This is a genomic window from Paludibacillus litoralis (genome assembly GCF_037646705.1).
In the GTDB taxonomy this organism is placed as follows: Bacteria; Pseudomonadota; Alphaproteobacteria; order Rhodobacterales; family Rhodobacteraceae; genus Pikeienuella; species Pikeienuella litoralis.
Genome location: NZ_JBBHER010000009.1, coordinates 43,295 through 68,932, shown reverse-complemented (window position 1 = coordinate 68,932; position 25,638 = coordinate 43,295). Strand labels below are relative to the sequence as shown.

The following is a 25,638-nucleotide window of genomic DNA, read 5'->3' as shown; positions in this document are numbered from 1 at the left end:
GGGCGGCCCTGTTCGCGCGGCGCGGCGGGCGGCGGCGCTCACGACGCGCCGTCCTCGGCCGGAAACCAGTGCTTCGTCCGGTTGGCGAAGGCGACGAGAGAGAGCATCACCGGCACCTCCACCAGCACCCCGACGACCGTCGCCAGCGCGGCGCCCGAGCCGAGCCCGAACAGGCTGATCGCGACCGCGACGGCGAGCTCGAAGAAATTGGAGGTTCCGATCAGCGCGCAGGGCGCGGCGATATTGAACGGGATCCGCCAGGCGCGCGCCGCGCCATAGGCCAGGAAGAAGACGCCGTAGGACTGGATCAGCAGCGGAACCGCGATAAGCGCGATGACGAGCGGCCGGTCGAGAATGACCTCGCCCTGAAACCCGAACAGCAGCACCACCGTCACCAGCAGCCCGAGGATCGAGAACGGCTGCACGCGGGTCTTGAACGCGTCGACCGCCGCCTCGCCGCCCTCCCCGACGAGGCGGCGCCGCGTCAGATAGCCGGCCAGCAGCGGCAGCATGACGTAAAGCCCGACCGACAGCAGCAAGGTCCCCCAGGGCACGACGATATCCGTCACGCCCAGAAGGAAGGCGACGATGGGCGCGAAGGCGAAGATCATGACCACGTCGTTCACGCTGACCTGCACCAGCGTGTAGGTCGCGTCGCCCCGCGTCAGGTTCGACCAGACGAACACCATCGCCGTGCAGGGCGCCGCCCCCAGAAGGATCACCCCCGCCAGATAGGCCTGCGCGTCGTCCGGCGGAATCAGGCCCGCGAAGACATGGTTGAAGAACAGCACGCCGAGGGCGGCCATGGTGAAGGGCTTGATCAGCCAGTTCACCGCCAGCGTCACGATCAGCCCCTTCGGCTTGTCGCCGACCTGGCGGAGCGCGCCGAAATCCACGCCGACCATCATCGGATAGACCATCGCCCAGATCAGCACCGCCACCGGCAGGTTGACCGAGGCGACCTCCAGCGCGGCCAGCGCCGAGAAGATCCCCGGAAAGAGATTGCCAAGCAGCAGTCCCGCGCCGATGGCGAGCGACACCCAGACGGAAAGCCAGCGTTCGAAGGTTCCGAGGCCCGCCGCCGCGGGAAGCGTTGCGTCTGTCATGGCGCCCTTTCTGAGATTGGAGATCCGTCGGCCCTGGCGGCGGCCCCGCCCGCGTCGTCGCGCGCGTCTCCGGTCAGGGCGGCGTCCGGACACGCGCAGGCGAGCTCATCGATGACCGGCCTGCAGAGATCGGGCCGCCCGCCGCAGCAATCCTCCATCAGGAAGGTGAGCAGGCTGCGCACCCCCCCCATGTCGGCGAAATAGCGGATGGAGCGGCCCTCCCGCTCCCCCCGGATCAGCCCGGCGCGCGCGAGGATCGACAGATTGGCCGACATCGTGTTCTGCCGCACGCCAAGCGCCTCGCCGATCGCGCCCGCCGACATGCCCCCCTCGCCGGCCGTGATCAGCAGGCGGAACACATCGAGCCGGGTCGGCTGGCTGAGGGCGGCGAAGGCGTCGAGAGCGTGAGATCTATCCATATATCTCGATATATTATTCACTCCGGAGGAAATCAAGCGCCAAAGACGGACGAGGCCCGCGCCGCGGTCTGCGGCCCGTGCGCCGGCGGTCTGCTGACGATCTCCTGACGAAAAAGGGGGGGGGCGACGCGCTGCGGAAGCCGGCCCATCGCCGGATCGCAGCGCGGAAGGCGCCGATTCCATAGCGCGGGGCGCCCGCCCCGGCGCCTCAGGCGCCGAGCGGCTTCCCCGTCAGCGCCTGGCGGATCATCCAGCCGCAGCGCGCCGCGCGGATCCGGAGAAGCGTCGCCGCCGCCCGCCGCCGCTCCAGCCCGGATGCGAGCTTGGGCGAGCGGAGGATCTTGCCGACATGCAGGACCCCCGAGCCCAGAACCAGCGCCGCGCGGAGCAGCCACTTCACCCGCGCCGCCGGCGTCACCCCGTTGAGCAGAAACCCCTCATCCGTGGTCCGCCGGAATTTCCGGGCCAGCGCCGGCCAGTCCCGCCGGGTCGGATGCGAGACCGCCAGCTCATCCACATAGCGGAGCGGATACCCCGCCGCCGCCGCGCGGCGCGACCAGTCCACATCCTCCGAAAGCCCGGCCCTCATCGGCCCGGTCGCCTCGAAGACCGCGCGCGTGGTCAGCAGGTTGGCGGTGACGGAGAAGCCCTTCTTCTCGACATAGGTCTTCTGGTGAAAGGCGAACACCGTCTCGAACGCCTCCGCGCCCGAGCGGGGCGGCGGGGTCTCGTCGAAGGTGTCCACCCGCCCGCCGATCACCTCGTCCGATCCCGCCAGCGCCAGCCCCGTCTCCAGCCAGTCCGGGGCGGCCACGCAGTCGCTGTCGATGAACAGGAGGTTCGGCGCCGTGGTCTCCGCCACCCCCCGATTGCGCGCCTCGGCCGCGCCCTTCTTCACCTCGACGAGGACGCGGATCTCCGGATACGCCGCCGTCACCGGGGCGAGGTCGCACGGGCTGTCATTGTCCACCACCACGCATTCCACCTCCGCCCGGCGGCGGCGAAGCTGCGGCGCCAGCGCCTCGAGGCAGACCCCGAGCCGCGTGAGATCGTTGTAATGCGGGATGATCACCGCCAGACGCGGCGCCGCCCCCGTCGCCGCGCCGCTCATCGCCCGCCTCCCCGCGCGAGACGTCCCGTCAAGGGAAAGGTCCGGCAGGGGCGGCGCGAAGCCGGAGGAATGTCTGGATGATCAAGGCTCTGAGACTTTCACGGTTCCATGTCGGCGCGGAGCCGGGACTGTAGCCGGAGCGCCGGAAAAATCAAAGCGCAAGCCCGCGCCCGGCCATGTGATCTTTCGCATCGCGCGCGCAGGCGAACCGGCGCTACTCGCCACATCCCGGAGCGAGCGAGGACGCGCAGCGACATGATAGAACCGATCCGCGCCGCCCTTTTTCGCGCGCATTCTTCGCCCCCGGCCCCATTTTCGCCGGAAAATCACTGTATTCAGGGTTTTGTTAACACTCTTTTCTCCCCAAGCGTGTATTCAAATACTGACACTTCATCTTCTGAGCGCAAAAATATCACGCAACCCGCATTGCTTGCATTTTTACTTGCATATCGCACAACCCGACACTATCTGATCTCCGTGGCGGAAAATCTGTCTGAATGACCGTTCCGGGAACGACCGGAACGTCAAGTTAACCTATTGCGTGCTTCAATGTAGCCGCAATAAACGTGTGGGGCCTTATAATGTATCGTCGGTGGCTTTCGGCGGCCTGTGTCTCTCTGATGGCGGCCGCGGCGCAAGCGTCGACCGCCTTCTCGGTGGACGACGAGTCGACAGCGCCTTCCATTCACGCCGGGTCCTTCGCCGATCAGGGCGCGGTCGCCGCGGCGTTCCGGCCGCTCCCGGTTCATCTCGGCGAAGCGACCTACTCCTCCGCATGGAAATGGCCGAACTCCCTCCCCTGCCGGCAGGAGGACGGGAGCAATCCCTGCTGGGACGGCGACGACATCTTCAACCGCGCGGTGGAGACCGGCCAGTCCAGCGCGCCGGTGATCTCGCAGCTGCGCTCCGACTTCGCGGAGGGGCGCTTCACGGTCGACGAGATCTGCGACGGCGACGTCATCTCGAATTCCGGCGTGCGCGACGGGCGCGCCTTCTACATCCCGCGCGAAGGCGTCGCGTTCGATCGCGACTGGCTGGAGAGTCAGGGCCTGGAGCACCGCACTCTGGCGGACGGCCGGTCCTGCGTCCCCTCGCAATCCTATGGCTCGTGGCATTTCGTGCACGCATGCGGCAATGCGGTGCAGGTCCTCAGCCGCTTCGACCCCGACGCCCCGCGCAGAAGACCCGCCGCGCGGCTGCTCGGGCCCGCGGCGCCGATCGAGGTCGCGGACGCCCGGGTCGCCCCGCCAGCCCGCGGCCCCTTTGGCGGCGGCGGCTTTGGCGGCGGCGGCTTCTTCTTCGGCGGCGGCGGCGGCTCGTCCAGCGGCGGAGAGGAAATCACGCCGCTGCTCCCGATCGAAGTGATCCGCCCGCCCGTGGAGACGGGCGAGGGAGGCGACGGCCCGCAGCCCCCCCTGGCGCCGCCCACCATCGACATCGAGCCGCCCTTCGAAGTGGCCCCGCCGCCGGTGATGCCGGTCCCGGCGCCGGCGCCGCTCCTCTTGCTGATGACAGGGCTCGGCGCGCTCATCGCCGCCGCGCGCCGCCGCCGGGCCTGAGCCCCGGCGACGCGCGCCCGCTCAGGGATCGCCCCCGGACAGCCGTTGAAACCGGGGCGATTCCAGACCTCGCGAACGCTCTGGCGCAATCGCCCCGCCCCTCCCGATGAGTCCGGAACATCGTTCTTCCCGGGAGGCGGCCCCATGGCGCCGGGCCGCCAGGCCCCGGCCGCGATGACCGGGCGTCAGACGCACCTCATCACGGCGCGGCCGGATCCGGCGATATGAACTTCGCCCACCCCCCTCCGAGCCATCCCGACCACAACGCGACAGAACGACTACGCGCGCGTTTCAACGCTATCCGTGGCGCGACTCCGCGCTGATTTACTTGAACATTACAAGAACATTTCCTTGCTCGCCCCGGCGGGCGTCAGTATATTGTGTGCGCCATCGCCCCCACCCCAATCCCTAGCCTTGCTGAACGCCGGGCAACGGCCCGGGAAAGGAGGTGAAGCCAATGGCCAAGAGCAAGAAGTCTTGCGGGTGCAAGACCACCCCAAAAGGGCCCAAGACGGTGAAGGTGTCCAGCCACACTCGTCGCAAGCCCCGCAACTGCTGATCGCCCACTAAACAGATCGGCGGAGGCGACGGCCTGGATCATCTCGGCCGTCGTCTTTTTCATCGCCCGCCGCTTATCCTTCATGGGACCTCGGCGGAACCAGAAGCGGAGCCTGCAGTGAAGTCAAACGATGAAAAATCTGGTTATGACGCATCTCTAATCATCAGCGATGCGCATTTCGAAGCCTGGGGGCGCATCATTTACTTCTATGCGGCGTTGGAAACCCGGCTCAAGATCGCCATCGCCGCCCTTGCGGACATCACGATTCTTGACGCGGTTATCCTAACCGAACCCTATTCGGCTATGGCCTTGAGAAATGTCGCCACATCACTAACCAAGAAAAGAAACCTCCCCGCCGCTGACGCTGAGCGTCTTCTGAACATCATCGATGAGCACCAGAACTATTCAAAGCTCCGAAACGCCATCGCCCACGATTGGTGGACCACAGGCGACAGGCCCGCATCCCTGAGACCAGCCCACCTGACCATTCACGGCGGCAAGGCAAGGGGGACGGGCTATGGAGAAGGCGAACCGGATTTCATCCTTGAGGACTTCGGACGAGCCGCGGATGAACTGCTGTCGGCTGGGGAACGCCTCAGAGCTTTTGTGATCGAACGCGGAGTTCAGGAATAGCGGCGCCAAACAGGGAAGCGAAGAGACCGCCAATCGACTGATGCGTCGTTGAGGGGCGTCGGGGGAAAACACCCCCCCCAATAAAAAAAACCTCCCCGCGGCTCTCGCCGCGGGGAGGGATCGCTCGCCGGATCAAAGCCCGGGTCAGTGCACCGTCGCCGCCGGCGGCTCGGTCGGCGCGCCGCGGAGCGGGCGCACCTGGCCGCCGATGATCAGCCCGTCCTCGCCGGCGCCGACCTTGACGGTGGAGCCGTCCTTCAGCTCCCCGCCGAGCAGCATCTCCGCCAGCGGGTCCTGCACGGTCTTCTGGATCACCCGCTTCAGCGGGCGCGCGCCGTAGACCGGGTCGTAGCCCCGATCGCCGAGCCAGCGCCGCGCGTCGGCGTCCACGTCCAGCGTGATCTTCCGATCCGCCAGCCGCGCCTCCAGCAACTCCAGCTGAAGATCGACGATGCCGGTCATGTTCGCCCGGCTCAGCCGGTTGAACAGCACGATCTCGTCCAGCCGGTTCAGGAACTCGGGCCGGAAATGCGCGCGCACCGCCTGCATCACCTCCGGCTCGGCCTGGATCGCCCGCGCGCCGTCCGGCAGCGCCGACAGCGCCTCGGAGCCGAGATTCGACGTCAGGATCATCAGCGTGTTCCTGAAATCGACGGTGCGGCCCTGCCCGTCCGTCAGCCGCCCGTCGTCGAGCGCCTGCAGCAGCACGTTGAAGACGTCCGGGTGCGCCTTCTCGACCTCGTCGAACAGGATCACCTGATAGGGCCGCCGGCGCACGGCCTCCGTCAGCACGCCGCCCTCGTCATAGCCGACATAGCCCGGCGGCGCGCCGATCAGCCGGCTGACCGCGTGTTTCTCCATGAACTCCGACATGTCGATCCGGACCATCGCCGTCTCGTCGTCGAACAGGAACCCGGCCAGCGCCTTGGTCAGCTCGGTCTTGCCGACGCCGGTCGGCCCGAGGAAGAGGAAGGAGCCGATCGGCCGGTTCGGGTCCGAGAGCCCGGCCCGCGCCCGGCGCACCGCGTTGGAGACCGCGGTCACCGCCTCGTGCTGGCCGATGACCCGGCGCTCCAGCGCCTCCTCCATCCGGAGCAGCTTGTCGCGCTCGCCCTCCAGCATCTTGTCGACCGGCACGCCGGTCCAGCGGCTGACGATGCCGGCGACATGCTCGGGCGTCACCGCCTCGGCCACCATCACGTCCTCCGTCGCCTCGGCCGCGCCGAGCTTCGCCTCCAGCTCCGGGATCACCCCGTAGGAGAGCTCGCCCGCCCGGGCGAGGTCGCCCTGGCGTTTCGCCGCCTCCAGCTCGATCCGGGCGCGGTCCAGCGCCTCCTGCATGCCGCGCGCGCCTTCCAGCTTCTCGCGCTCCGCCTGCCAGCGGGCGGTCAGCCCGGCGGATTCCTCCTTGAGGTCCGCCAGCTCCTTCAGGATCGCGGCGAGCCGGTCGCGCGAGGCGTCGTCGGTCTCCTTCTTCAGGGCCTCGGCCTCGATCTCGCGCTGCATGATGTCGCGGTCGAGCCGGTCCAGCTCCTCGGGCTTCGATTCCGCCTCCATCCTGAGGCGCGAGGCCGCTTCGTCCATCAGGTCGATCGCCTTGTCCGGCAGGAACCGGTCCGCGATGTAGCGCGCCGAGAGGGTCGCGGCCGCGACCAGCGCCGAATCCGTGATCCGGACGCCGTGGTGCAGCTCGTATTTCTCCTTCAGCCCGCGCAGGATGGAGATCGTGTCCTCCACCGTCGGCTCGTCGATGAACACCGGCTGGAACCGCCGCGCCAGCGCCGCGTCCTTCTCGACATGCTTGCGGTACTCCTCCAGCGTGGTCGCGCCGATGCAGTGCAGCTCGCCCCGCGCCAGCGCCGGCTTCAGGAGGTTGGAGGCGTCCATCGCCCCGTCCGCCTTGCCGGCCCCGACCAGGGTGTGCATCTCGTCGATGAAGAGCAGAACCTCGCCCGCCGACGCGGTCACCTCCGCGAGGATCGCCTTCAGCCGCTCCTCGAACTCGCCGCGATATTTCGCCCCCGCGATCAGCGCGCCCATGTCGAGGCTCATCAGGCGCTTGTCCTTCAGGCTCTCGGGCACGTCGCCGTTGACGATGCGCAGCGCGAGCCCCTCGGCGATCGCGGTCTTGCCGACGCCCGGCTCGCCGATCAGCACCGGGTTGTTCTTGGTCCGCCGCGACAGGACCTGGATCGTGCGCCGGATCTCCTGATCGCGCCCGATCACCGGGTCGAGCCGGCCCTCGCGCGCATCCTCGGTGAGATCGCGCGCGTATTTCGAGAGCGCGTCGAAATTCTGCTCCGCGCTCGCGCTGTCGGCGGTGCGGCCCTTCCGAAGATCGTTGATCGCGCTGTTCAGCGCCTGCGGCGTGAGCCCGGCCGCGGCCAGCGCCTTCGCCGCCTCGGTTCCCTTCGCGAGCGCGAGCGCGGTCAGGAGCCGCTCGGCGGTGACGTAGCTGTCGCCCGCCTTCTCGGCGATCTTCTCCGCCTCGACGATGACCTTCGCGGTCGCGCCGTCCATATAGAGCTGCCCGTCGCCGCCCTCGACGACCGGCTGGCGCGCCAGCGCCGCCTCCACCGCGCTCCGCGCCGCCGCGGGGTCGCCGCCCGCGCGCTGGATGAGGCCCGCCGCGGCGCCCTCCTTGTCGTCCAGCATCGCCTTCAGCAGATGCTCGGGGAGGAATCGCTGATGATTCTCCCGCAACGCGATGGTCTGCGCGGCCTGCATGAAGCCCCTCGCGCGGTCTGTGAATTTTTCCAGATCCATGATGTCTCGCTTTCCAGGCCCGGCCTCCGGGACCCGCCCGAAGCGCGCATCCCGCCGTCCCTCATAATCTTATTCAGTCACCGGCGCCCCAACGGCGCGCCGATGCGGATGTGGTGTTTTGGCAACGGAACCGCAAGAGCCCCCGCCCCCGGAAAAAGCCCGATCCCGGCCTTGACGCCCCCCCCGGCCAACCCGCATCACCCCGTTGAAGGAGCCGCCATGACCGACCACCGCCTGATCGTCGCCCTCGACCCGCCGCAGGTCGCCCACGCCCACGCCGGGGAGGAGCTGGCCGAGCGGCTCGGCGCCGATATCGGCTTCTACAAGATCGGCCTCGGCATGCTCACCGGCGGCGGATTCGCGCTCGCCATGGCGCTGAAGGAGCGCGGCGCCCGCGTCTTTCTCGACCTGAAACTCTTCGACATCGGCGCGACGGTGGAGGCGGCGGTCGCCGGCCTCTCCGCCTATGATCTCGATTTTCTCACCGTCCACGGCGACCCGAGCGTGGTGCGCGCCGCCATCCGGGGCCGGGGCGCGCGCGGCCCGCGCATTCTCGCCGTCACCATCCTCACCTCCCTCGATCGCGACGACCTCGACGAAGCGATGATCGCCTCCGGCGCCCCGGCCGAGATCGCGCTGGAGCGCGCCCGCCGCGCGCTGAAGGCGGGGGCCGACGGCGTCATCGCGTCGCCCCTCGAAGCCGCCGCGATCCGCGCGCTGCCCGAGGCCGCGGGCCGGCTCATCATCTGCCCCGGCGTCCGGCCCTCCGGCGCCGCCGTCGGCGATCAGAAGCGCGTCGCCACGCCGCAGGCCGCGCTCCGGGCCGGGGCCGACCACATCGTCGTCGGCCGGCCGATCACCGCCGCCGCCGACCCCGCCGCCGCCGCCCGCGCGATTCTGGCGGAGATCGCCGAGACCTGAGCCCCGCCCCGCCCCCGGTCCGCAACGCCCAGCGCGCGGAGCTGTAACCACTCTCTCACTCCTTTCGGCCATTCTTCCGCGCCCACGCAGCGCAGGAAAAGGAGCCGCCATGGAGACGACCGAGCCCCCGATTCTCGCACCGCTGGACGAGATCGACGAGAGCGCCCTGTTCCGCGACCGCGTCGCGATGGACGAGACCGCGCTCGAGGAGCTGATCCGCTCGATCGCCGCCTCCGGCCTCCGCGCGCCGGTGGAGCTTTTCCCGCTCGCCGCGCCGCGCCCGCCGTTTCGCTACGGGCTGGTCTCCGGCTTTCGCCGCCTCACCGCCTTCCGGCTCTTGCGCGAGCGGACCGGCCTCGCCCGCTTCGCCGCGATTCCCGCCTGGGTCCGCGAGGCCGAGACCGACGCCGACCTGATCGCCCGCATGGTCGAGGAGAACGACGTCCGCCGCGACATCTCGCCATGGGAGAAGGGCCGCATCGCGGTCGAAGCCGCCCATCAGGGCTATTTCAGCAGCGTCGAGGAGGCGGTCGCCCGCCTCTACCCCGCCGCGCAACCGATGAAGCGCTCGCGGATCCGCGCCGTCGCCCGCGTGGTCGAAGCGCTCGAAGACCTGCTGACCGAGCCGTGGCGGCTGAGCGAGCGCCAATGCCTCCGTCTCGCCGCCGTCCACATGCGCGAGAATTTCATGGAGACGATCCAGACCGCGCTGGAGCAATCGAGCGCGCGGAGCCTCGACGCCCAATGGCGCCTGATCGAGCCGATTCTGGCGGAGGCCGAGCTTCCCGCCCGCCCCGGCGCCCCCGCGCCCGCCCCGGGCCGCCCCCGCCGGGTGCTCCGCCCGAAGCATGGCCTCACCATCCGGCGCGAGCGGACGCCGGACGGCTACATCCTCCATTTCACCGGCAAGCTGGCGCGGGACGGCCTGATGGAGGATGTGCTCGACGACATCGCAAGACGCTTCGCGCCGGTCTGAGGGCGGGCCTCGACCCCAAGGCGTCCGTCTGAAGTCTGTCTTTTTGCAAGACTCGGACTTTTAACCGCCGTGATCGGTCGACGACCCGAGGTATTTTTCACATGAACGCTGTCGAGCCAACGCCAACCGGCTGGCGCGGCTCTGTCCTTGTGGAACCTCTCCATTACAGAAGGTGATCAAGTCACGGCTGAGGAGGAATGCAGCTTTTGCCGCCTCCTGAATGCAATTCTTGAGCATATTGGCTTGCTTGAAAGGGCCAGAGTTGATCGCCTTAGTCCCATCTCGCTTGAGATCCAGCGCGGATGGTGTTGGATGGCTGCCTAATACAGAGAGCACTTCATAATGCCTCCTGCGCTTCTGCTCTTTAAACCCGTCCCTAGCATCGAGGTATTCTCGGATTTTCATTGGCCTGTATTTTTTCCGAATCGTTTGCGGGTCTGATCGCAACCACTCTTCCGGCCTTCCCGGTTGGTCCATAAGATAGTTGATCAGAAAGTGAGTCTCTAGCAAATCCCTCGCATACATAGCACTACCGCTATAGTTGCCACTTAATGCAGCGCGAGTACAATGAGACAGCGCATCGAATGTGCGCAGAAATAAGCCTGCCAATGCGGTGAACCTATCGCTCGACAGTCCAGATACACGCACTAGCTCGACGCAATCCATGTACGCCTCGATAAGTTCGATGTGATCGATCAAGTACTGTTCCGATAGCAGGGTTTCGGCACCCCACGAAATTAACTCATCTTCTGCGGCCCAGAGCCGCTGTAGGTTCTCTGGGATCGATCTCTCTACCATATCATTAGCCGATACCTATCGCGAAGAAATGCTTGCGCTGACATATGCTTCTTTTCATTATTTAAGATAGCCTGCACGGGCGCGGGCGACGATCCACAAAGTCCGCAAGGCCGCCGTCGACAACTCACAAGATTAGCCCGGCCGCCATCAACACTTCAAAAATTTCGCCGAGAGGCCTTCGCTGCCGAAAGCCAGGACATGCTTCGTCCACCGGACGATTCGGCTTCCGACTGCGCCATCGCCGCAAAGGCGCGCCCCCGCTCTCCACGCGAGGTGGACGCTCGCCCGCGAACCTGCGAATCTCCGCAGCCCGGCGCGATGGCGCGCGGCGATCAGATGACAGGCCACCGATGCGGGATCTGAAATGAGCGCGGTCTCCCCCTCCAGACGGGCGCTCGGCGTCGGCGCGGTCGTCGCCGCCGCCGGCCTCTGGGGCTCGACCGGCACGATCCAGACCCTGCTGCCCGCCGCGAGCGACCCGTTCGCCGTCGGCGCGCTTCGCCTCGTCTTCGGCGCCGCCGCCCTTCTCGCGCTCGCGCTCGGCGCGCCCGCCGGCCGGCGCGGATTCGGAGCCCTTCCCTGGCGCGGCGTCGTCTTCGCCGGGCTCGCCATCGGCGCCTACAATCTTCTCTTCTTTCGCGCGGTGCTGGATGCGGGCGTCGGCGTCGGCACGGCGGTCGCCATCGGCGGCGCGCCGATCTGGGCCACCGCCTATGAGGCCGCCTTTCGCCGCCGCCGGCCCGGCCGGCTTCGCGCGCTCGGGCAGGCGATCTCGATCCTCGGGGTCGCGCTCCTCGCGCTGGCCGGCGGCGGGGCCGGCGCCTCGCTCACCGGCGTCATTCTCGCCGCGCTCGCCGGCGCCTGCTACGCCGCCTATTCCCTCGCCACCAGCGCGCTCGGCGGGCGCGCCCCCGCCGCGACGCTGGCCGCCGCCACCTTCAGCGTGGCGGCGCTGGCCGCCCTGCCCGTCCTTTTCCTCACCCCGCTCGGCTGGCTGGCGGCGCCGCAAAGCTGGCCGGCGATGCTCTTCCTCGGCGTGGTCGCCACCGGGCTCTCCTACCGGCTCTACACCGCCGGCCTCGCCCGCGTCGCCGCCTCCACCGCCGTCACCCTCGCGCTGGCCGAGCCGGTGACCGCGTGGATCCTCGCCACCCTCGTCGTCGGCGAGCCCCTCACCCCGCAAAAACTCGCCGGCGCCCTCCTGATCCTCACCGGCCTCGCCGCCGTGGCGCTGGTTCCGGCGCGGCGGGAGGGGGATCAATCCTAGGCGTGGCATTGGAATATGGGGGGCTCGCCCGTCCACTCTCTCTCGCGAGGCGCCTCATGGCTGGCCGCTGGCGAAGGAGCGGCGCGCGCCGACGAGAAGGTTCGCACCGTCGGTTGCGGCGCCGGCGCCGTGAGCCACGCCCGACCGCGCCGGGGCCGCGCGGCGCATCGCCGGACAGGCCGTCAAAACGGCGAGAGCGCCCGCCCCGCGAAAGCGGAGAGGGCGCTCATCGCCGCTCCACATGGCGCGGCTCTCGCGTCAAAACACGGGAGCCGCGCCGTCTCGCCCGCCGTTCATGCGCTCTGCGGCGCGGGCCGCGCGGGCTGAGCGCGGTTTCCCCGCTCTCCGGTGAAGATCGCGCCGCCTCGCGCCATGTTGGCCGGCCTTCCGCGTTCGGCCGGCCGCCCCGGCGTGAAGGCTCAGGACGCGCCGGCGGCTTCCAGGAGCTTGTCGGCGCAGGCGTCGGCGACCGCGTCATTGGCCTTGTCGGTTCCCGGCATCGTCGCCCAGCCCTGATCGGCCACGAAATCGCCCTGCTTGTAGGAGCTTTCCTCGCCGAGCGCCGCGAGTTTCGTCGTCCGCACCGCCTGGCTCTCGGCCCTGAACTGCGCGACGCAGACCGGCGTCAACGCGGCGAGCACCGCCCGATCGGCCTGCTGCTCGGCAAGCTCGGTCGCGGAGCCGGATGTCATCACCCAATCCGCGCTGAAGCCGACGATCGTGATCGCGACGGCGCCGGCGATCGCGCCATATACTGAAGGTTTGATCCATTCGATCATTAGATTTTTCCCTGTTTTATGATTTTCGTTATTTCAAGTTACATTTTGCAATATAAGTTATATTCAATCATATTCAAGAGAAATTCGCGCAATATACTGATTTATAATCATATATTTCTAGAAGCGGATCAGGTTGGGCGGGCTCTTTTCGCCGCCCGCCGCGATCCGGCGCGGGGGCTCTCCCGGACCGGCCCGCTTGAACCATCCGCCGCGAAAGGCGCCGCTTTCAGCGGCGTTCGGCCCCTTCGGGCGGGCGGACTCAGGGCGCCCGCCCGCGCCCCTCAAAGCGGCGAAAGGCGGCGGATTCCGCGCGATATCGCGGGCCCGAAAATTTCGGATTTTCGGATTATCTTTTACTATCAGATACTTGACCACCTTATCGCGTGCGATAACGCACCCCGATCAAGCTGATGACGCCCCGCCGCCCTCTCTGCTAGTCTCCCCCCATGCCCGCCCTTTGCCGAGACTGTTTCGAGACGTTCGACCGGCCCGGCCGCTGCCCGGCCTGCCGCTCGCCCCGCACCCTCAGCCACCCCGAGCTTTTCACCCTCGCCATCGCCCATATCGATTGCGACGCCTTTTACGCCTCGGTCGAGAAACGGGACGATCCGAGCCTCGCCGACCGCCCGGTCATCGTCGGCGGCGACGGCCGGCGCGGCGTCGTCTCCACCGCCTGCTACGTCGCCCGGATCCGCGGCGTCCGCTCCGCCATGCCGATGTTCAAGGCCCTCGCCCTCTGCCCCGACGCCGTGGTGATTCCGCCCCGCATGGAGGCCTACGCGGCCGCCTCCCGCCAGATCCGCGCCCTGATGGAGACCACCACCCCCCTGGTGGAGCCGCTCTCGCTCGACGAAGCCTTCCTCGACCTTCGCGGCACCTTCCGCGTCCACCGCGCCCCGCCCGCCGTCACCCTCGCCCGCCTCCTCGCCCGGATCAGGCGGGAGACCGGCCTCACCGCCTCCGTCGGGCTCAGCCACAACAAGTTCCTCGCCAAGATCGCCTCCGATCTCGACAAGCCGAACGGATTCTCCGTCATCGGCGAGGCGGAGACCGCGGATTTTCTCGCCCCCCGCCCCGTCTCCACCATCTGGGGCGTCGGCGCGGCGACGCAGGCCCGCCTCAAGGCCGACGGCCTCCGCACCATCGCCGACATCCGCCGGGCCCGCGATGAAGACCTCATCGCCCGCTACGGCGCCCTCGGCCGCCGCCTCGCCGCCCTCTCCCGCGGTGAGGACGCCCGCCCGATCCGCTCCGATTCCACCGCGAAAAGCATCTCCGCCGAGACCACCTTCGATGAAGATCTCGCCGCGAAAGACATTCTGGAGGCCCATCTCTGGCGGCTGGCCGTCCGCGTCGCCGACCGCGCGAAAGCCAGGTCTCTCGCCGGACGCCGGGTGACGATCAAGCTGAAGACCAGCGGCTTCCGCGGCCTCACCCGCCAGAGCGCGCTCGATGCGCCGACCCAGCTCGCGGACCGGATATTCGGCGCCGGCCGCCCCCTTCTCGGCCTGATGCTGCCGAAAGGCCCGTTCCGGCTGCTCGGCGTCGGGCTCGGCGATCTTCTCACCGGATCCGTCGACGACGATGCGCCCCCGGACCTTCTCGACTCCCAGGCCGGCGCCAGAGCCCGGGCCGAACGCGCAAGCGACAGCATTCGGATGCGCTTCGGGACCGGCGCGATCGTCAAGGGCAGGAGCCTGAACTGAGTCCGGACGCCCGGCGCGCCGATCTCGCGATCGCAAAAGAGATTGCACCCCCAAGCGACACTCTACTAAACTGAAATATCTCGATAAAACCGGAACGCCTTCGGATATCCGCTCGATTGATCCGAAAAATATTGCGCTGCACCCTTGCTAATGCTGCATCGCACACATAGCTTGTTCTCACGACTTAGGTCGTAGCCCTTTATCGGGCGTTTCCTCCCTAAACTTGGGCCGCTTCGGCGGCCCATTTTTTTTGGCCGGCTTCAAGGCGCCGCGCTACTCCGCCGCGAGGGCGCGCGCTCCGCCAATCACCGCCAACGCGGGTATGATCCGCGCCAATGCAGCGTGAAACGCCGCATAGCCGCCACCGGGCCGCACCTGCCCCTGATCGAGGTACAGGCCGCGATCTATCTCGATCTGGATCGCGTGCCAATTGAGCGAGGGGCGCCCGTATCTCTGGGTGATGTGCCCGCCCGCGAACGGCGCGTTGACCGCGACGGCGAAGCCGGCTTCCTCGAACGCAGCGATGGTCGCCTGCATCATGGGGCGCGCGGCCGCAGCGCCGAATCGGTCCCCGAGCACGATCTCCGCTCGGCGGCCTCGAACCCGCGGCGCCGCGCGAAGCGCGTCTGACGGCATCGAGTGGCAGTCAAAGAGCAGCGCATAGCCGAAACGTTCGGCCGCGCGCGCCATCAACGCATCCAGACATTCATGATAGGGGGTGTGAAACGCGGCGATCCGGCCGCGCGCCTCCGCCAGGCTGATCTTGCCGTCATAGATCGGCCGTCCCTCCGCCACGATCCGGGGAATCACGCCGAGCCCGGCGGCGATCCGCGGGTTGAGGCCCGTGGCGCGGACTCCGCGCACCACCGCGGGGTCCAATTCCTCCGGTCCCCGGTTCAGATCGACATAGGCGCGCGGCGCCGTCGCGCAGATGAGCGGCGCGCCCCAATCCGGCGCAGTCTCGAAAAGCAAGTCCACGAACGCGTCTTCTGACGCCCGGAGCGCAAGTGGATCGAGACGCGCGCGCCGAATCAGACTCTCCGGATACATCCGGCCGCTATGGGGCGAACTGAACACCGCGGCGGAGATCAGCGCCTCCGGCTCGATCAGGCGAAATGGCGTGGTCGGGACCATATCGGTGAAGATGGACTCAGTCCCAACGATTGGCAATGAAGCCCGCGGATGCGCGACGCGGAATTTCGAGGCCCGATGGCCTTGACGACCCTCTTCATCCCATGCTTTATCCCGCGACCGGGCGCGGAGGCTCATGGGCGTATAGCTCAGCGGGAGAGCACTTCGTTGACATCGAAGGGGTCACTGGTTCAATCCCAGTTACGCCCACCATCCGACCGCCGCGCCGGGCGAGACGCAGATAACAGGGCGCGCGAGGCGCGCCGCAGAAGATAGAGCGCGCCGTGCGCCGGGAGATGCGAGATGAAAGTCAGGAATTCGCTTCGGTCGTTGAAGAACCGCCATGGCGCGTGCCGCGTGGTCCGTCGCAAGGGCCGCGTCTATGTGATCAACAAGGTGCAGCGTCGCTTCAAAGCCCGCCAGGGCTGACGAGCGCCGCCCGATCAATCGGGCGCACCGTGAGACGACAAGACCGCGCCAAGGCGCGGTCTTTTGCGTTGGACGACGACACAGCCGCCTGACCGCGATTCGGCGAATCTGCGAACGGGACGATCCGACGCCGGCCTCGCGGGAGCGCGGAGGCGCGCCCCCATCAATCGGTCTCGCTCAAAGACACGACGCCCGCGGAGATGCGCGTCTTGTCATCATGGTACGAGGAATAGACGAGGCTAAGCTCGTCATCGGCCGCATCGTCAAGGAAAGCGCGCGCGTTTACGACGTTCTCATCCGACGTCGCCCCGACATATTCCGGATAGGTCGCCTTCACCAACTGAGCGAACTGCTCGGCGGTGAACGCCCTCGTCACCGCGGCGCAACGCCTGCCCGCGACGCCGTTTTCGATAACGAGGATGACCGAGCCTTTCGGATCGTCCGGCGCCGTCCAGAATGAAAGATCGCGGCCGCTGAACTCCCGATATTCCGGCACCTTCGGATAGCTGGCGGTGATGACGTCGCTCGCGGGGACCAACCCGATCGTGTCGGGCGCCGCGCCCGCCCGCAGCGGCACCGCGCACCGCTCCTTGAAATATGCGGAGAAGCGGTCTCCGATCAGATCCAGATCCGCCGCGCTCACCGTCGACGACTCCATGACCTCGGGCGCCGAAGGCGCGCAGCCGGAGAGAAACGCCGCGCCAAGGGCGGCCAGCGCCAATTTTGTCAGATCAGTCATGAATCGCTCCGGTTCAGGCGTAGATAACACTTTGATGACGCCGCGCCCGGTCGGCCGAATCCCCGCCGAGTTTACGCACATATTCCAGTGCGGCAACGCCGCCGGCCTATCCGGCGCCTGTCCGTCTTCGCCGGGCTCCGCGCGCATTCGGTCGCGGAGGCCTCCAGAATGACGAACGCGCACCGGCCGCCCGGTGCGCGCATCATCGTCATGTCAGGCGGGCCAAGTCAATCAAGCGTCGGCGCGAGCCTTGCCTTTGCTTTCGCTTTCAATCGCCTTCTGGCCGCCGATTTCGATTTTCCGTGGCTTCAACGCCTCCGGCAACTCGTGGACGAGGTCAACATGCAGAAGCCCGTTCTCCAGCGCAGCGCCCGTGACGTGGACATGATCGGCCAACTGGAAGCGGCGCTCGAAGCTCCGCTCGGCGATCCCGCGATGGAGGTAGACCGGCGCGTCCTCGCTCTTCGCTGGAGCCTTGCCGCCCTTCACGACCAACAGGCCGTCGCGCGCCTCGATATCGAGATCGCCCATCGAGAATCCGGCCACCGCCAAAGTGATGCGGTAGGCGTCCTCGCCGGTCTTTTCGATATTGTACGGCGGATAGGACGGCTGCCCGCTGTCCGCCGTCAGAACCTGATCCAGCATGCTCGCGAAGCGGTCGAAGCCGACTGTGGAGCGGTAGAGGGGGGTAAGGTCGAAGTTGCGCATGTCAGATGTCCTCATTTGAGCGATACTGATGTTCGGCGCCCCCGCGCGGGCGACGCCTTTTTCTGTCGTCGAGCCCGAAAACCGGCGCCCGACAGCAGATATCTGGGGGTTTGATTCAGGGTTTCAAGACCCGCCTGGCGTGACGGCGGGGCCGGCCGCAAGGCGAAATCAGCCCCCCGGCGGCGGGTGGAGATCATCCTCCAAAGCCGCCTTCGGGTTCCGCGCCAAGGCGCGCAGCGGCCGCGCCCTACCCGAGCGCCGGCGGTTTCGGGCCTCCCGTGGCCCAGTCCAGCAGCTCGACAGTGTGCACGACCGGGATCTCCATCCCCGAGCCGATCTGCATCATGCACCCGATATTGCCGGCCGCTATCACATCCGGCCGGGTCGCGGCGAGGTTCTTCGTCTTCCGCGCCTTCAATTCGGCGCTTATGTCAGGCTGCATCAGGTTATATGTTCCCGCGGAGCCGCAGCAGAGATGCCCCTCCGCCGGCTCCACGACCTCGAACCCGGCGCTGCGAAGCAGTGTTTTCGGCTCCTGCGTCACCTGCTGGCCATGCTGGAGAGAGCAGGCGGAGTGATAGGCGACGCGGAGCGCGGGCGCATCCCCGACAGGAGAGACATCCAGCTTCACCAGCACTTCGGAGATGTCCCGCGCCAGCGCCGAGACCCGCGCCGCCTTCTCCGCATAGGCGGGATCGGTCCGGAACATATGTCCGTAATCCTTCACCGTGGTGCCGCACCCCGATGTGTTGATCACGATCGCGTCGAGCCCCTCGCCTTCGATCTCGCGCGTCCACGCGTCGATGTTCTTCGCCGCCGACGCATGGCTTTCAGCCGTCTTTCCCATGTGATGGGTCAGCGCGCCGCAACACCCCTCGCCCTTCGGGATCACCACCTCCGCGCCGAGCCGCGTCAGAAGCCGGATCGTCGCTTCGTTGATATCCGTGTTGAGGGCGCGCTGCGCGCAGCCGGTCAGGAGAGCGACCCGCATCTTGCGCGCGCCCTGCGCGGCGTGGGTCTGCGGCCTCTCCATCAGGCTCGGCGGCGGGACCGAAGCGGGCGCGAAGGCGACCATCGCGCCCAGCCTGCCCGGCAGGAGCCGCGCGAAGGGCTTGGCGAAGCGCGCGCCCAGCATCGCGACGCGGAACCGCATCGGATAGGGCAATATCCGCGCCAGAAGCCACCGGAGCGCCCGGTCGCTCAACGGGCGTTTGTACGTCTCTTCGATATATGCGCGCGCGTGGTCCACGAGGTGCATGTAATGGACGCCCGAAGGGCAAGTCGTCATGCAGGCGAGGCAGGACAGGCAGCGGTCGATATGCTTGACGGTCTTCTCGTCCGCGGGCCGTCCAGCCTCCAGCATCTCCTTGATCAGATAGATGCGCCCACGCGGGCCGTCCAGTTCATCGCCGAAGATCTGATAGGTGGGGCAGGTCGCGGTGCAGAACCCGCAATGCACGCAGGTTCTGAGGATCTCGTTCGAGCGCTCGAACGCGGGGATTTTCAACTGCTCTTCGGTAAAATTCGTCTGCATGATCCGGTCAGCCGCCTTTCTGTGTCGTCGGTTCGGCGAACCGGCGTTTGATCGCCGCTGAGAGCGTGGTGAACGAGCTCGTGATCGCGATGACGCCAAGCTTCTCCGCCTCTCCGGCATGTCGTCCGGCGGAGGCTGGCGAGGTGTAGAAAGCGAACGGGGATTGGAACCCCTCCGCACGCATCTCGCGAAGGAGCCTCACGCCCGCCTCTGCGTCGCGGCTTCCGTCCTCGACCCGCGCCATGTCGGAGATCACGAGGTCGATCGGTGCCGCGCCGAGCGCCGACAACGCCTCGCTCGTGCTGAGCGCCGTACGAACGCCGTGGCCTTCGCGGCGAAGGGAATCGGCTTCGAAGGCGTTGTTGGCGGGGGTGTCGTCCACCCAGAGGATCGAAAGGCGTCGGGCCGCTCCAGAACGGTCTTGCTCGTCTCCGAGGCTCGCGATCCCCGGTTCGGGCGGAAAGGCCGCGCCGACCGCCTCGAAGGCCGCGAGCTTGTTTTGCAGGTCGCCGATTTGCTTTTGCATCTTTTCGGTCGCTTCCTGCGCCGAGAACTTGAATCCGCCGATCTCCAGCGAGAACTCCCGGCTCTCGATCACCTTTCGGATCACGGGGAGAAGCAGAAAGATGATGGCGATCGCCGCCACCGGCCAAAGCATGGCGCTGGTCGCTTCGATCAGCCTGGCGACGCCCTCCACCGCCTCAGCCCCGCATCCGGCCCGGGTTGAGGATCGCCTTCGGATCGAACGCCGCCTTCACGCGCGCGCTCAGCGCCGCCACGGGCGGGGCCTCCGGCTCGAACACCTCGACCGCGGCGCGGGTGGCGGCCTCCGCGCGCACCAGGGTCGCATGCCCGCCGCGCGCCTTCGTCGCCGCCCGGATCGCGCCCGCCCCTGCGTCCCCAATCTCCGGGGTCAGCAGCCAGACGAGCCCCCCCGCCCAATCGAAGAGCGCGTCCAGATCCAGCTTTTCCCGAAGCTCCGCCGCCAGTTTCGGCCCGTCGGAGGGTTTGACCGAGATCCGCCAGATCGCGCCGGGGCGGCCGTGGAACGCCGCGACGTCGCGCACCGCGCGCCAGAGCGCGGCGCTCTCCTCGCCCTCGATGATCTCCGCCGCGCCATGCGCCTTCAGCGCCGCCGCCAGGGCGGGGGCGCGGTGCGCCACCTGCGCCTCAAAGCCCTCGACCCGGATCAACGTGCGCCCGCCGGCGTGCGCCGCCCCGCCCACATCATAGGGAGAGCCGAGCGCCGCGCCGAGCGCGGCCACCGCCGCGTCCTCCGAAAGCCCGTCGAGGACGAGCGTCGCTTCGCGTTCCGGCGCCGGCAACACCTTGAGCGCGACTTCGGTCAGAACGCCGAGCACGCCCCATGAGCCGGCCATCAGCTTCACGAGGTCGTAGCCCGTGACATTCTTCATCACGCGGCCGCCGTTCCGGATCACGTCGCCGCGCCCGTCGATGAAGCGAACCCCGAGCATCGCGTCGCGCGCCGCGCCGGCCTGTATCCGCCGGGGGCCGGAATTGTTGATCGCCGCAACGCCGCCGATCGTCGGCTCCCCCGCGGAGCCAAGCAGCCCGCGATGATCCATCGGCTCGAAGGCGAGCCGCTGCCCCTCCTCCGCCAGAGCCGCCTCCACCTCAGCCAGCGGCGTTCCCGCGCCGGCGACCAGCGTCAGCGCGCCCGGCTCGTAGAGCGATATTCCCGAAATCCCTGCGGTGGAGACGCTGCGCGCCGCCGTCACCGGCCGGCCAAGCGCGCGCCGCGTCCCTCCGCCGACGATCTCCAGCGGCTCGCCCGCCGCATATGCGGCTTGGATCTCCGCCGCCAGCGCCGCTTCCGCGTCCGCGTACCCCGCCGCCTCCGACATCAGGCCGCCTCGCGGCGTGGCGCCGATGTCTCGATCGGAAACACCTTGGCCGGGTTCAGCAGCCAGGCGGGATCGAACGCATCCTTCACGCGCATCTGCGCCTCCAGGTCGGCGGAGCTGTATTGGTGCCGCATCAGTTCGCGCTTTTCGACCCCGACGCCGTGCTCTCCGGTCAGGCAGCCGCCGACCTCGACGCAGAGCTTCAGGATCTCGGCGCCGAACGCCTCGCAGATTTCCAGATCGCCGGGCTTGTTGGCGTCAAACAGGATCAGCGGATGTATGTTGCCGTCGCCCGCATGGAACACATTGGCGACATCGAGCCCGAACTCCTTGCTCATCTCGCCAATGCGGCCCAGCACATGCGCGAGGGCGGAGACCGGAATCACGCCATCAAGGCACATATAGTCGTTGATCTGCCCCATCGCGCCGAAGGCGGCCTTCCGGCCTTTCCAGATTCGCGCCGAATGCTCCGGGCTTTCGCTCTCCTCCAGCGCGGCCGGCTGGCGATGAAGGGCGATCTCCTTGATCTTCGCCAGCTGGTCGTCGATCTCGGAGTCGGAGCCTTCGACCTCGACGATCAGCAACGCCTCCACATCCGGATAGCCGGCCTTCGCGAACGCCTCGCAGGCGCGAATGCAGGGCCGGTCCATGAACTCGATCGCGACCGGCAACACCCCGGCCCGGATGATGTCGCTGACGCACGCCCCCGCGACCTCGTTCGAATCGAACCCCATCATGATCGGGCGCGCGCCTTCCGGCTTCGCGATTATCCTGAGCGTCGCCTCCGTCACCACGCCGAGCTGCCCCTCCGAGCCGCAAATGACGCCGAGAAGGTCGAGCCCGCCGGAATCGAGCCACGGCCCGCCGATCTCCAGCACGTCGCCATCCATGGTCACCATCGTGACGCCGAGGAGGTTGTTGGTCGTCACGCCGTATTTCAGACAATGCGCGCCGCCCGAGTTCATCGCGATATTCCCGGCGATCGCGCAGGCCAGTTGGCTGGAGGGGTCGGGCGCGTAGAAGAACCCGTCCGCCTCGATCGCTCCGGTGACGGAGAGATTGGTGCGCCCGGTCTGAACCCTGATGAACCGGTTCGCGTAATCCGTCTCCAGCACCGCGTTCATCCGCGCGACGCTGAGCACCACGCTGTCCGCGGTCGGCAGCGCTCCGCCCGCGAGAGACGTGCCGGCGCCGCGCGGCACCACCGGCGCGCCGAACTCCTTGCAGATCTTCAAGGCCGCAGCGACCTCCGCGGTGTCGCCCGGCAGGACGACGGCGAGAGGCGGGCAGCGATAGGCGGTGAGCGCGTCGCACTCGTAAACGAGGACGCCTTTCGGGTCGGAGACCACCGTCCCGGCGGGCAACGCCGCCTCCAGACGCGCCACGAGCTCATCGCGGCGTGAAAGAACTTCCGGATCGGGCGTCGGCATCTGCATCGCTGCGGCTCCCTGGTTGGCGGCGCGCGCCATCATGAGCCATTCATCCGCCAGAGCAAGGCGCCGGGAGCGGAACGCGAACTTTCGCCGCGCCGAATCCGCGCTAGACGCCCTGAAGGATCAGAACGGCGCCCGAGACGATCAGCAGGAACAGAACCACCCGCCGGAATCCACGCTCGCTCATCAGCGGATACGCCTTCACCCCGCACCACGCGCCGAACAGCGACAGCGGAATCAGCATGGCGCTGAGCGTGAGCACCTCTTTCCCGATCTTGCCGCTGAGCGCCATGACCACGCAGGTGAAACTCAGCACGACCAGGTTGAATGGCTGATAGGTCGCGCGTTGCTCGGAACTGGGCCCGCCCCGGAGTTGCAGCCAGATCAACGGCAGCGGCCCGGAGAGCCCGGAAAACCCGCCAAGAAACCCGCCGCCGAGGCCGACGACGCCATCCGCCGCGCGGCCGCCCCAGGCGCCGACCCCGAGACGGGTGAGCCGGCTGAGCTGAAACGACGCGTAGGCGATCAGAAAAACTCCCACCGACAGACGAAGGAGCGCCGGAGCCGCGTGACTGAGCGCCAGAACGCCGAGCGGCACCCCGACGGCGGCGCCGATGAGATACGGCGCGACGCGGCGCCAGTCGAAGGCTGCGCGAACCGCGACCAGCCCGACCGCCTGCCCCGCCACCGAGGCGATCACCAGAAGCGGCGGCACGACGGGGGCCGGCAACGCATAGAACCAGAACCCCGAAGCCACGAGCACGGTGCCGAAACCCGCAAATCCGGTGATGAAGCCCGCGATCAGCGCGCCGCCGATAACGATAACCCAGCCTGTCGGATCGATCGGGAACGACGTCATCCCAGACGCAATCCGGCGCGAGGCGATCCCGTCGCCGATCGGCGGCGGGAAATCGCCCGAAGGGACGGCCGGCCAAGCGCGCTCACAGCGCCCCCGCCCGCGCCAGGAGGCCGCGGATCGCCGGCCGCGCGGATCCGCCCTCGCGGATCGCCGCCTCCACCGCCGCTCTGGCCGCGCCGATCTCGATCGCCCTCAACGCATATTTGACCCGGCCGATCGACGCCGGGCGCATCGAGAGCGCGCGAAACCCGATCCCGGCCAGGGCCACCGCGTCCTCCGCCTTCCCCGCCGCCTCGCCGCAGAACGAGATTGGCGCGCCCGCGGCATCCGCCCGCGCGACGATGTCGCGAAGAAAGGCGAGAAACGGCGCCGACAGCGCGTCATAGCGGCGGCGGACCTGTTCGTTGCCGCGATCCGCCGCGAAAAAGAACTGCATCAGATCATTGCCGCCGACCGACAGGAAATCGACATCGCGGAAAAACTGGTCGGACGCATAGGCGAGCGCGGGGGTCTCCAGCATGGCGCCGATCTCGAGTCGCTCCGGAACCGTATGCCCAAGCCGGCGCAGCCGCGCCCGCGTCCCGGTCAGGATATCGCGGGCGGCGTAGAATTCCGCCTCCGCCGCGATGAGCGGGAACATCACCTTCAGCGGCCGCGCGCCCGCCCCGCGCAGCAACGCCTGCGCCTGCATCTTCAGCGCGAAAGGCTTGTCGAGCCCAACCCGGATCGCGCGCCAGCCGAGAGCGGGGTTCTCTTCAACCGGCCGCTTCATGTAGGGCAGCACCTTGTCGGAGCCGATATCGAGCGTTCGAAACGCCACCGGCGCGCCCTGCGCCACGTCCAGCACCCGGCCGTAAAGGGCCGCCTGATCCGCCCGCCGCGGCAGAGTCGGCCGCGACAGGAACTGAAGTTCGGTCCGATAAAGCCCGACCCCGTCGGCGCCGACATCGAAAAGATTGGGCAAATCCGAAATCAGGCCGGCGTTGATATGAAGCTCGACATTCACGCCGTCGCGCGTCTCCGCCGGCTGGCTGCGGATCGCGCGATAACGGCTTTGCGCCTCCTCGGCGCTGGCGATTTTCTCGCGATACGCTTCAAGAAGATTCTCGGGCGGCCGAAGGAACGCCTCGCCGCGGTCGCCGTCGACAATGATCTGATCGCCGTTTTGCGCCTCCGCCACGATCAGCTCGGCGCCGACGACCAGGGGGATCGCCAGCGCCCGCGCGACGATCGCCGCATGGGAGCCGACCGCGCCTTCCTCCATCACCACCGCGTCGATACGACCGTCACGATCCAGCAGCTCGCCCGGCCCGATCGTGCGGCACACGAGGACCGCGTGCTCAGGCGTCTCCTCCGCGCCGGCGCCGGTCAGGCGCCTCAGCAACCTGTTGGCGAGATCGTCGAGGTCGTGGAGCCGATCGCGGAGATAGGGATTGTCCGCCCGCTCCATCCGGCTTCGCGCATCCGACTGGACGCGCTCCACCGCCACCTCGGCGACGACGCCGGCGGCGACCGCCTCGTGCAGCCGCCGGAGCCAGCCCTTGTCATGGGCGAACATCCGATAGGCCTGAAGAACGTCGCGATACTCCGCTGGAGCGCTGGAGAAATCCGCCGCCACCAATTCGTCCACCTCGCCCCGGAGATCCGTCATCGCGGCGTCGAGGCGGGCGCGCTCTCCGGCCACGTCGTCGGTGAACGGATTGCTGATCGCCAGTTTCGGCTCGTGAAGATGGACGACGCCGATCGCGGCGCCGTCCGACGCGGCGACGCCCTGATAGGTTTTCGCCGCGACTCTTTCGAGATCGAACCCCTCGCTGGTCAACCGCCCGGCGTCCGCCATCTCGGCGATCACCATCGCGATCACCTCGAGCGCGTCGATCTCGTCCTCGGTGTATTCGCGCGCGACCGCGTTCTGCACGACCAGAACGCCCATCACCTTGCCGAGACGCTGGATCGGGACGCCGCAAAAGCTCGAGTAGATCTCCTCGCCGGTCTCGGGCCGATATTCGAACCCGTCCGCATGCGGGGCGTCCGCCGTCGAGAAAGGCGCCGCCCGCGCCGCGATCTGGCCCACCAATCCCTGGCCCAGCCGCAGCCGGGTCCGGTGGACGGCCTCGGCGCGCAACCCTTGGGTCGCGCAGAGCTCCAGCGTCGCCTCGTCCCGGCGGAGATAGATCGAGCAGACCTCGGCCACCATGTTGTTGGCGATCACCGAGACAATCCGATCCAGCCGCGTCTGCGGGTCTCCCGGCTCCGCCATCACCTGACGCATACGGCGCAACAAGACGCGCGAACCTATATCCGCCGATGGCGGCATCGAACTGCCTCCCTCCCGCCGCA

At 67.9% G+C, this 25,638-nt stretch carries 23 protein-coding genes and 1 tRNA gene; 9 read left to right on the top strand and 15 right to left on the bottom strand.

What is annotated here, in order from left to right:
* Positions 1-38 precede the first annotated feature (38 nt).
* The 3 genes from arsB to WG921_RS15685 form a co-directional block, all read right to left on the bottom strand.
* A complete protein-coding gene (gene arsB / locus WG921_RS15695) occupies positions 39-1,106 on the bottom strand; it encodes an ACR3 family arsenite efflux transporter (RefSeq protein WP_340110201.1) in 1,068 nt (355 codons plus the stop codon).
* Positions 1,103-1,525 carry an ArsR/SmtB family transcription factor gene (locus tag WG921_RS15690; protein ID WP_340110200.1) on the bottom strand — a complete coding sequence of 141 codons (423 nt, stop codon included), beginning with the start codon at positions 1,523-1,525 and terminating at the stop codon, positions 1,103-1,105. The genes arsB and WG921_RS15690 overlap by 4 nt, the downstream gene beginning before the upstream one ends.
* A gap of 208 nt (positions 1,526-1,733) precedes the next feature.
* Entirely contained in the window at positions 1,734-2,636 is a 903-nt protein-coding gene (locus WG921_RS15685) for a glycosyltransferase family 2 protein (RefSeq protein WP_340110199.1), read from the bottom strand.
* Between the two features lie 255 nt (positions 2,637-2,891).
* Here WG921_RS15685 and WG921_RS15680 point away from each other — a divergent pair, with 255 nt between their 5' ends.
* From WG921_RS15680 to WG921_RS15670, 3 genes are all read left to right on the top strand, one after another.
* Positions 2,892-3,137: a hypothetical protein gene (locus WG921_RS15680; RefSeq protein ID WP_340110198.1), complete on the top strand. Its 246-nt coding sequence runs from the start codon at positions 2,892-2,894 to the stop codon at positions 3,135-3,137.
* 80 nt (positions 3,138-3,217) lie between these two features.
* Positions 3,218-4,195, top strand: a complete 978-nt coding sequence (locus WG921_RS15675; protein ID WP_340110197.1) for a hypothetical protein — start codon at positions 3,218-3,220, stop codon at positions 4,193-4,195.
* A 676-nt stretch (positions 4,196-4,871) separates the two neighbouring features.
* Complete coding sequence (locus WG921_RS15670; RefSeq protein ID WP_340110196.1) at positions 4,872-5,387, top strand: hypothetical protein; 516 nt, start codon at positions 4,872-4,874, stop codon at positions 5,385-5,387.
* Between the two features lie 144 nt (positions 5,388-5,531).
* On the opposite strand, the gene clpB is transcribed toward WG921_RS15670, so the two are convergent.
* Complete coding sequence (clpB, locus tag WG921_RS15665) at positions 5,532-8,153, bottom strand: ATP-dependent chaperone ClpB (protein WP_340110195.1); 2,622 nt, start codon at positions 8,151-8,153, stop codon at positions 5,532-5,534.
* Positions 8,154-8,372: 219 nt separating this feature from the next.
* Between clpB and pyrF the strand changes: the two genes are divergently transcribed.
* Entirely contained in the window at positions 8,373-9,074 is a 702-nt protein-coding gene (gene pyrF / locus WG921_RS15660; protein WP_340110194.1) for an orotidine-5'-phosphate decarboxylase, read from the top strand.
* Between the two features lie 109 nt (positions 9,075-9,183).
* The gene (locus WG921_RS15655) at positions 9,184-10,050 is read left to right on the top strand and encodes a ParB/RepB/Spo0J family partition protein (protein ID WP_340110193.1); all 867 of its coding nucleotides are present in this window, start codon (positions 9,184-9,186) and stop codon (positions 10,048-10,050) included.
* 60 nt (positions 10,051-10,110) lie between these two features.
* On the opposite strand, the gene WG921_RS15650 is transcribed toward WG921_RS15655, so the two are convergent.
* On the bottom strand, positions 10,111-10,749 hold the full coding sequence (locus WG921_RS15650) for a hypothetical protein (protein WP_340110192.1): 639 nt from the start codon (positions 10,747-10,749) through the stop codon (positions 10,111-10,113).
* Positions 10,750-11,212: 463 nt separating this feature from the next.
* On the opposite strand from WG921_RS15650, the gene WG921_RS15645 reads away from it, so the two are divergent.
* Positions 11,213-12,115, top strand: coding sequence for a DMT family transporter (locus WG921_RS15645; RefSeq protein WP_340110191.1), 903 nt, complete (start codon positions 11,213-11,215; stop codon positions 12,113-12,115).
* A gap of 419 nt (positions 12,116-12,534) precedes the next feature.
* Here WG921_RS15645 and WG921_RS15640 read toward each other — a convergent pair whose 3' ends face one another.
* Positions 12,535-12,894: a hypothetical protein gene (locus WG921_RS15640; protein ID WP_340110190.1), complete on the bottom strand. Its 360-nt coding sequence runs from the start codon at positions 12,892-12,894 to the stop codon at positions 12,535-12,537.
* Between the two features lie 446 nt (positions 12,895-13,340).
* Here WG921_RS15640 and WG921_RS15635 point away from each other — a divergent pair, with 446 nt between their 5' ends.
* Positions 13,341-14,600 carry a DNA polymerase IV gene (locus WG921_RS15635; protein ID WP_340110189.1) on the top strand — a complete coding sequence of 420 codons (1,260 nt, stop codon included), beginning with the start codon at positions 13,341-13,343 and terminating at the stop codon, positions 14,598-14,600.
* A gap of 273 nt (positions 14,601-14,873) precedes the next feature.
* Here the strand turns inward: WG921_RS15635 and WG921_RS15630 are convergent, their stop codons facing one another.
* Entirely contained in the window at positions 14,874-15,734 is an 861-nt protein-coding gene (locus tag WG921_RS15630) for an N-formylglutamate amidohydrolase (RefSeq protein WP_340110188.1), read from the bottom strand.
* A 135-nt stretch (positions 15,735-15,869) separates the two neighbouring features.
* On the opposite strand from WG921_RS15630, the gene WG921_RS15625 reads away from it, so the two are divergent.
* Both WG921_RS15625 and ykgO read left to right on the top strand, forming a co-directional pair.
* A tRNA-Val gene (locus tag WG921_RS15625) sits at positions 15,870-15,944 on the top strand.
* Positions 15,945-16,034: 90 nt separating this feature from the next.
* Positions 16,035-16,160 carry a type B 50S ribosomal protein L36 gene (gene ykgO, locus WG921_RS15620; protein ID WP_340110187.1) on the top strand — a complete coding sequence of 42 codons (126 nt, stop codon included), beginning with the start codon at positions 16,035-16,037 and terminating at the stop codon, positions 16,158-16,160.
* Between the two features lie 163 nt (positions 16,161-16,323).
* Here ykgO and WG921_RS15615 read toward each other — a convergent pair whose 3' ends face one another.
* The 8 genes from WG921_RS15615 to ptsP all read right to left on the bottom strand — a co-directional run bounded on the left by WG921_RS15615 (position 16,324) and on the right by ptsP (position 25,558).
* A complete protein-coding gene (locus WG921_RS15615) occupies positions 16,324-16,899 on the bottom strand; it encodes a hypothetical protein (RefSeq protein ID WP_340110186.1) in 576 nt (191 codons plus the stop codon).
* Positions 16,900-17,130: 231 nt separating this feature from the next.
* Positions 17,131-17,607, bottom strand: a complete 477-nt coding sequence (locus WG921_RS15610; RefSeq protein ID WP_340110185.1) for an Hsp20 family protein — start codon at positions 17,605-17,607, stop codon at positions 17,131-17,133.
* Between the two features lie 247 nt (positions 17,608-17,854).
* A complete protein-coding gene (glcF, locus tag WG921_RS15605) occupies positions 17,855-19,141 on the bottom strand; it encodes a glycolate oxidase subunit GlcF (protein ID WP_340110184.1) in 1,287 nt (428 codons plus the stop codon).
* Between the two features lie 7 nt (positions 19,142-19,148).
* Positions 19,149-19,838 (bottom strand): response regulator, encoded by a 690-nt coding sequence (locus WG921_RS15600; RefSeq protein ID WP_340110183.1) that lies wholly within the window; start codon positions 19,836-19,838, stop codon positions 19,149-19,151.
* Between the two features lie 4 nt (positions 19,839-19,842).
* The gene (gene glcE / locus WG921_RS15595) at positions 19,843-21,006 is read right to left on the bottom strand and encodes a glycolate oxidase subunit GlcE (protein ID WP_340110182.1); all 1,164 of its coding nucleotides are present in this window, start codon (positions 21,004-21,006) and stop codon (positions 19,843-19,845) included.
* Positions 21,006-22,442 (bottom strand): FAD-linked oxidase C-terminal domain-containing protein, encoded by a 1,437-nt coding sequence (locus WG921_RS15590; RefSeq protein WP_340110181.1) that lies wholly within the window; start codon positions 22,440-22,442, stop codon positions 21,006-21,008. Before WG921_RS15590 ends, glcE begins: the two co-directional genes overlap by 1 nt.
* Positions 22,443-22,545: 103 nt before the next feature.
* On the bottom strand, positions 22,546-23,298 hold the full coding sequence (locus tag WG921_RS15585; protein ID WP_340110180.1) for a sulfite exporter TauE/SafE family protein: 753 nt from the start codon (positions 23,296-23,298) through the stop codon (positions 22,546-22,548).
* An 82-nt stretch (positions 23,299-23,380) separates the two neighbouring features.
* On the bottom strand, positions 23,381-25,558 hold the full coding sequence (gene ptsP / locus WG921_RS15580; protein ID WP_340110179.1) for a phosphoenolpyruvate--protein phosphotransferase: 2,178 nt from the start codon (positions 25,556-25,558) through the stop codon (positions 23,381-23,383).
* Between the last annotated feature and the right edge of the window lie 80 nt (positions 25,559-25,638).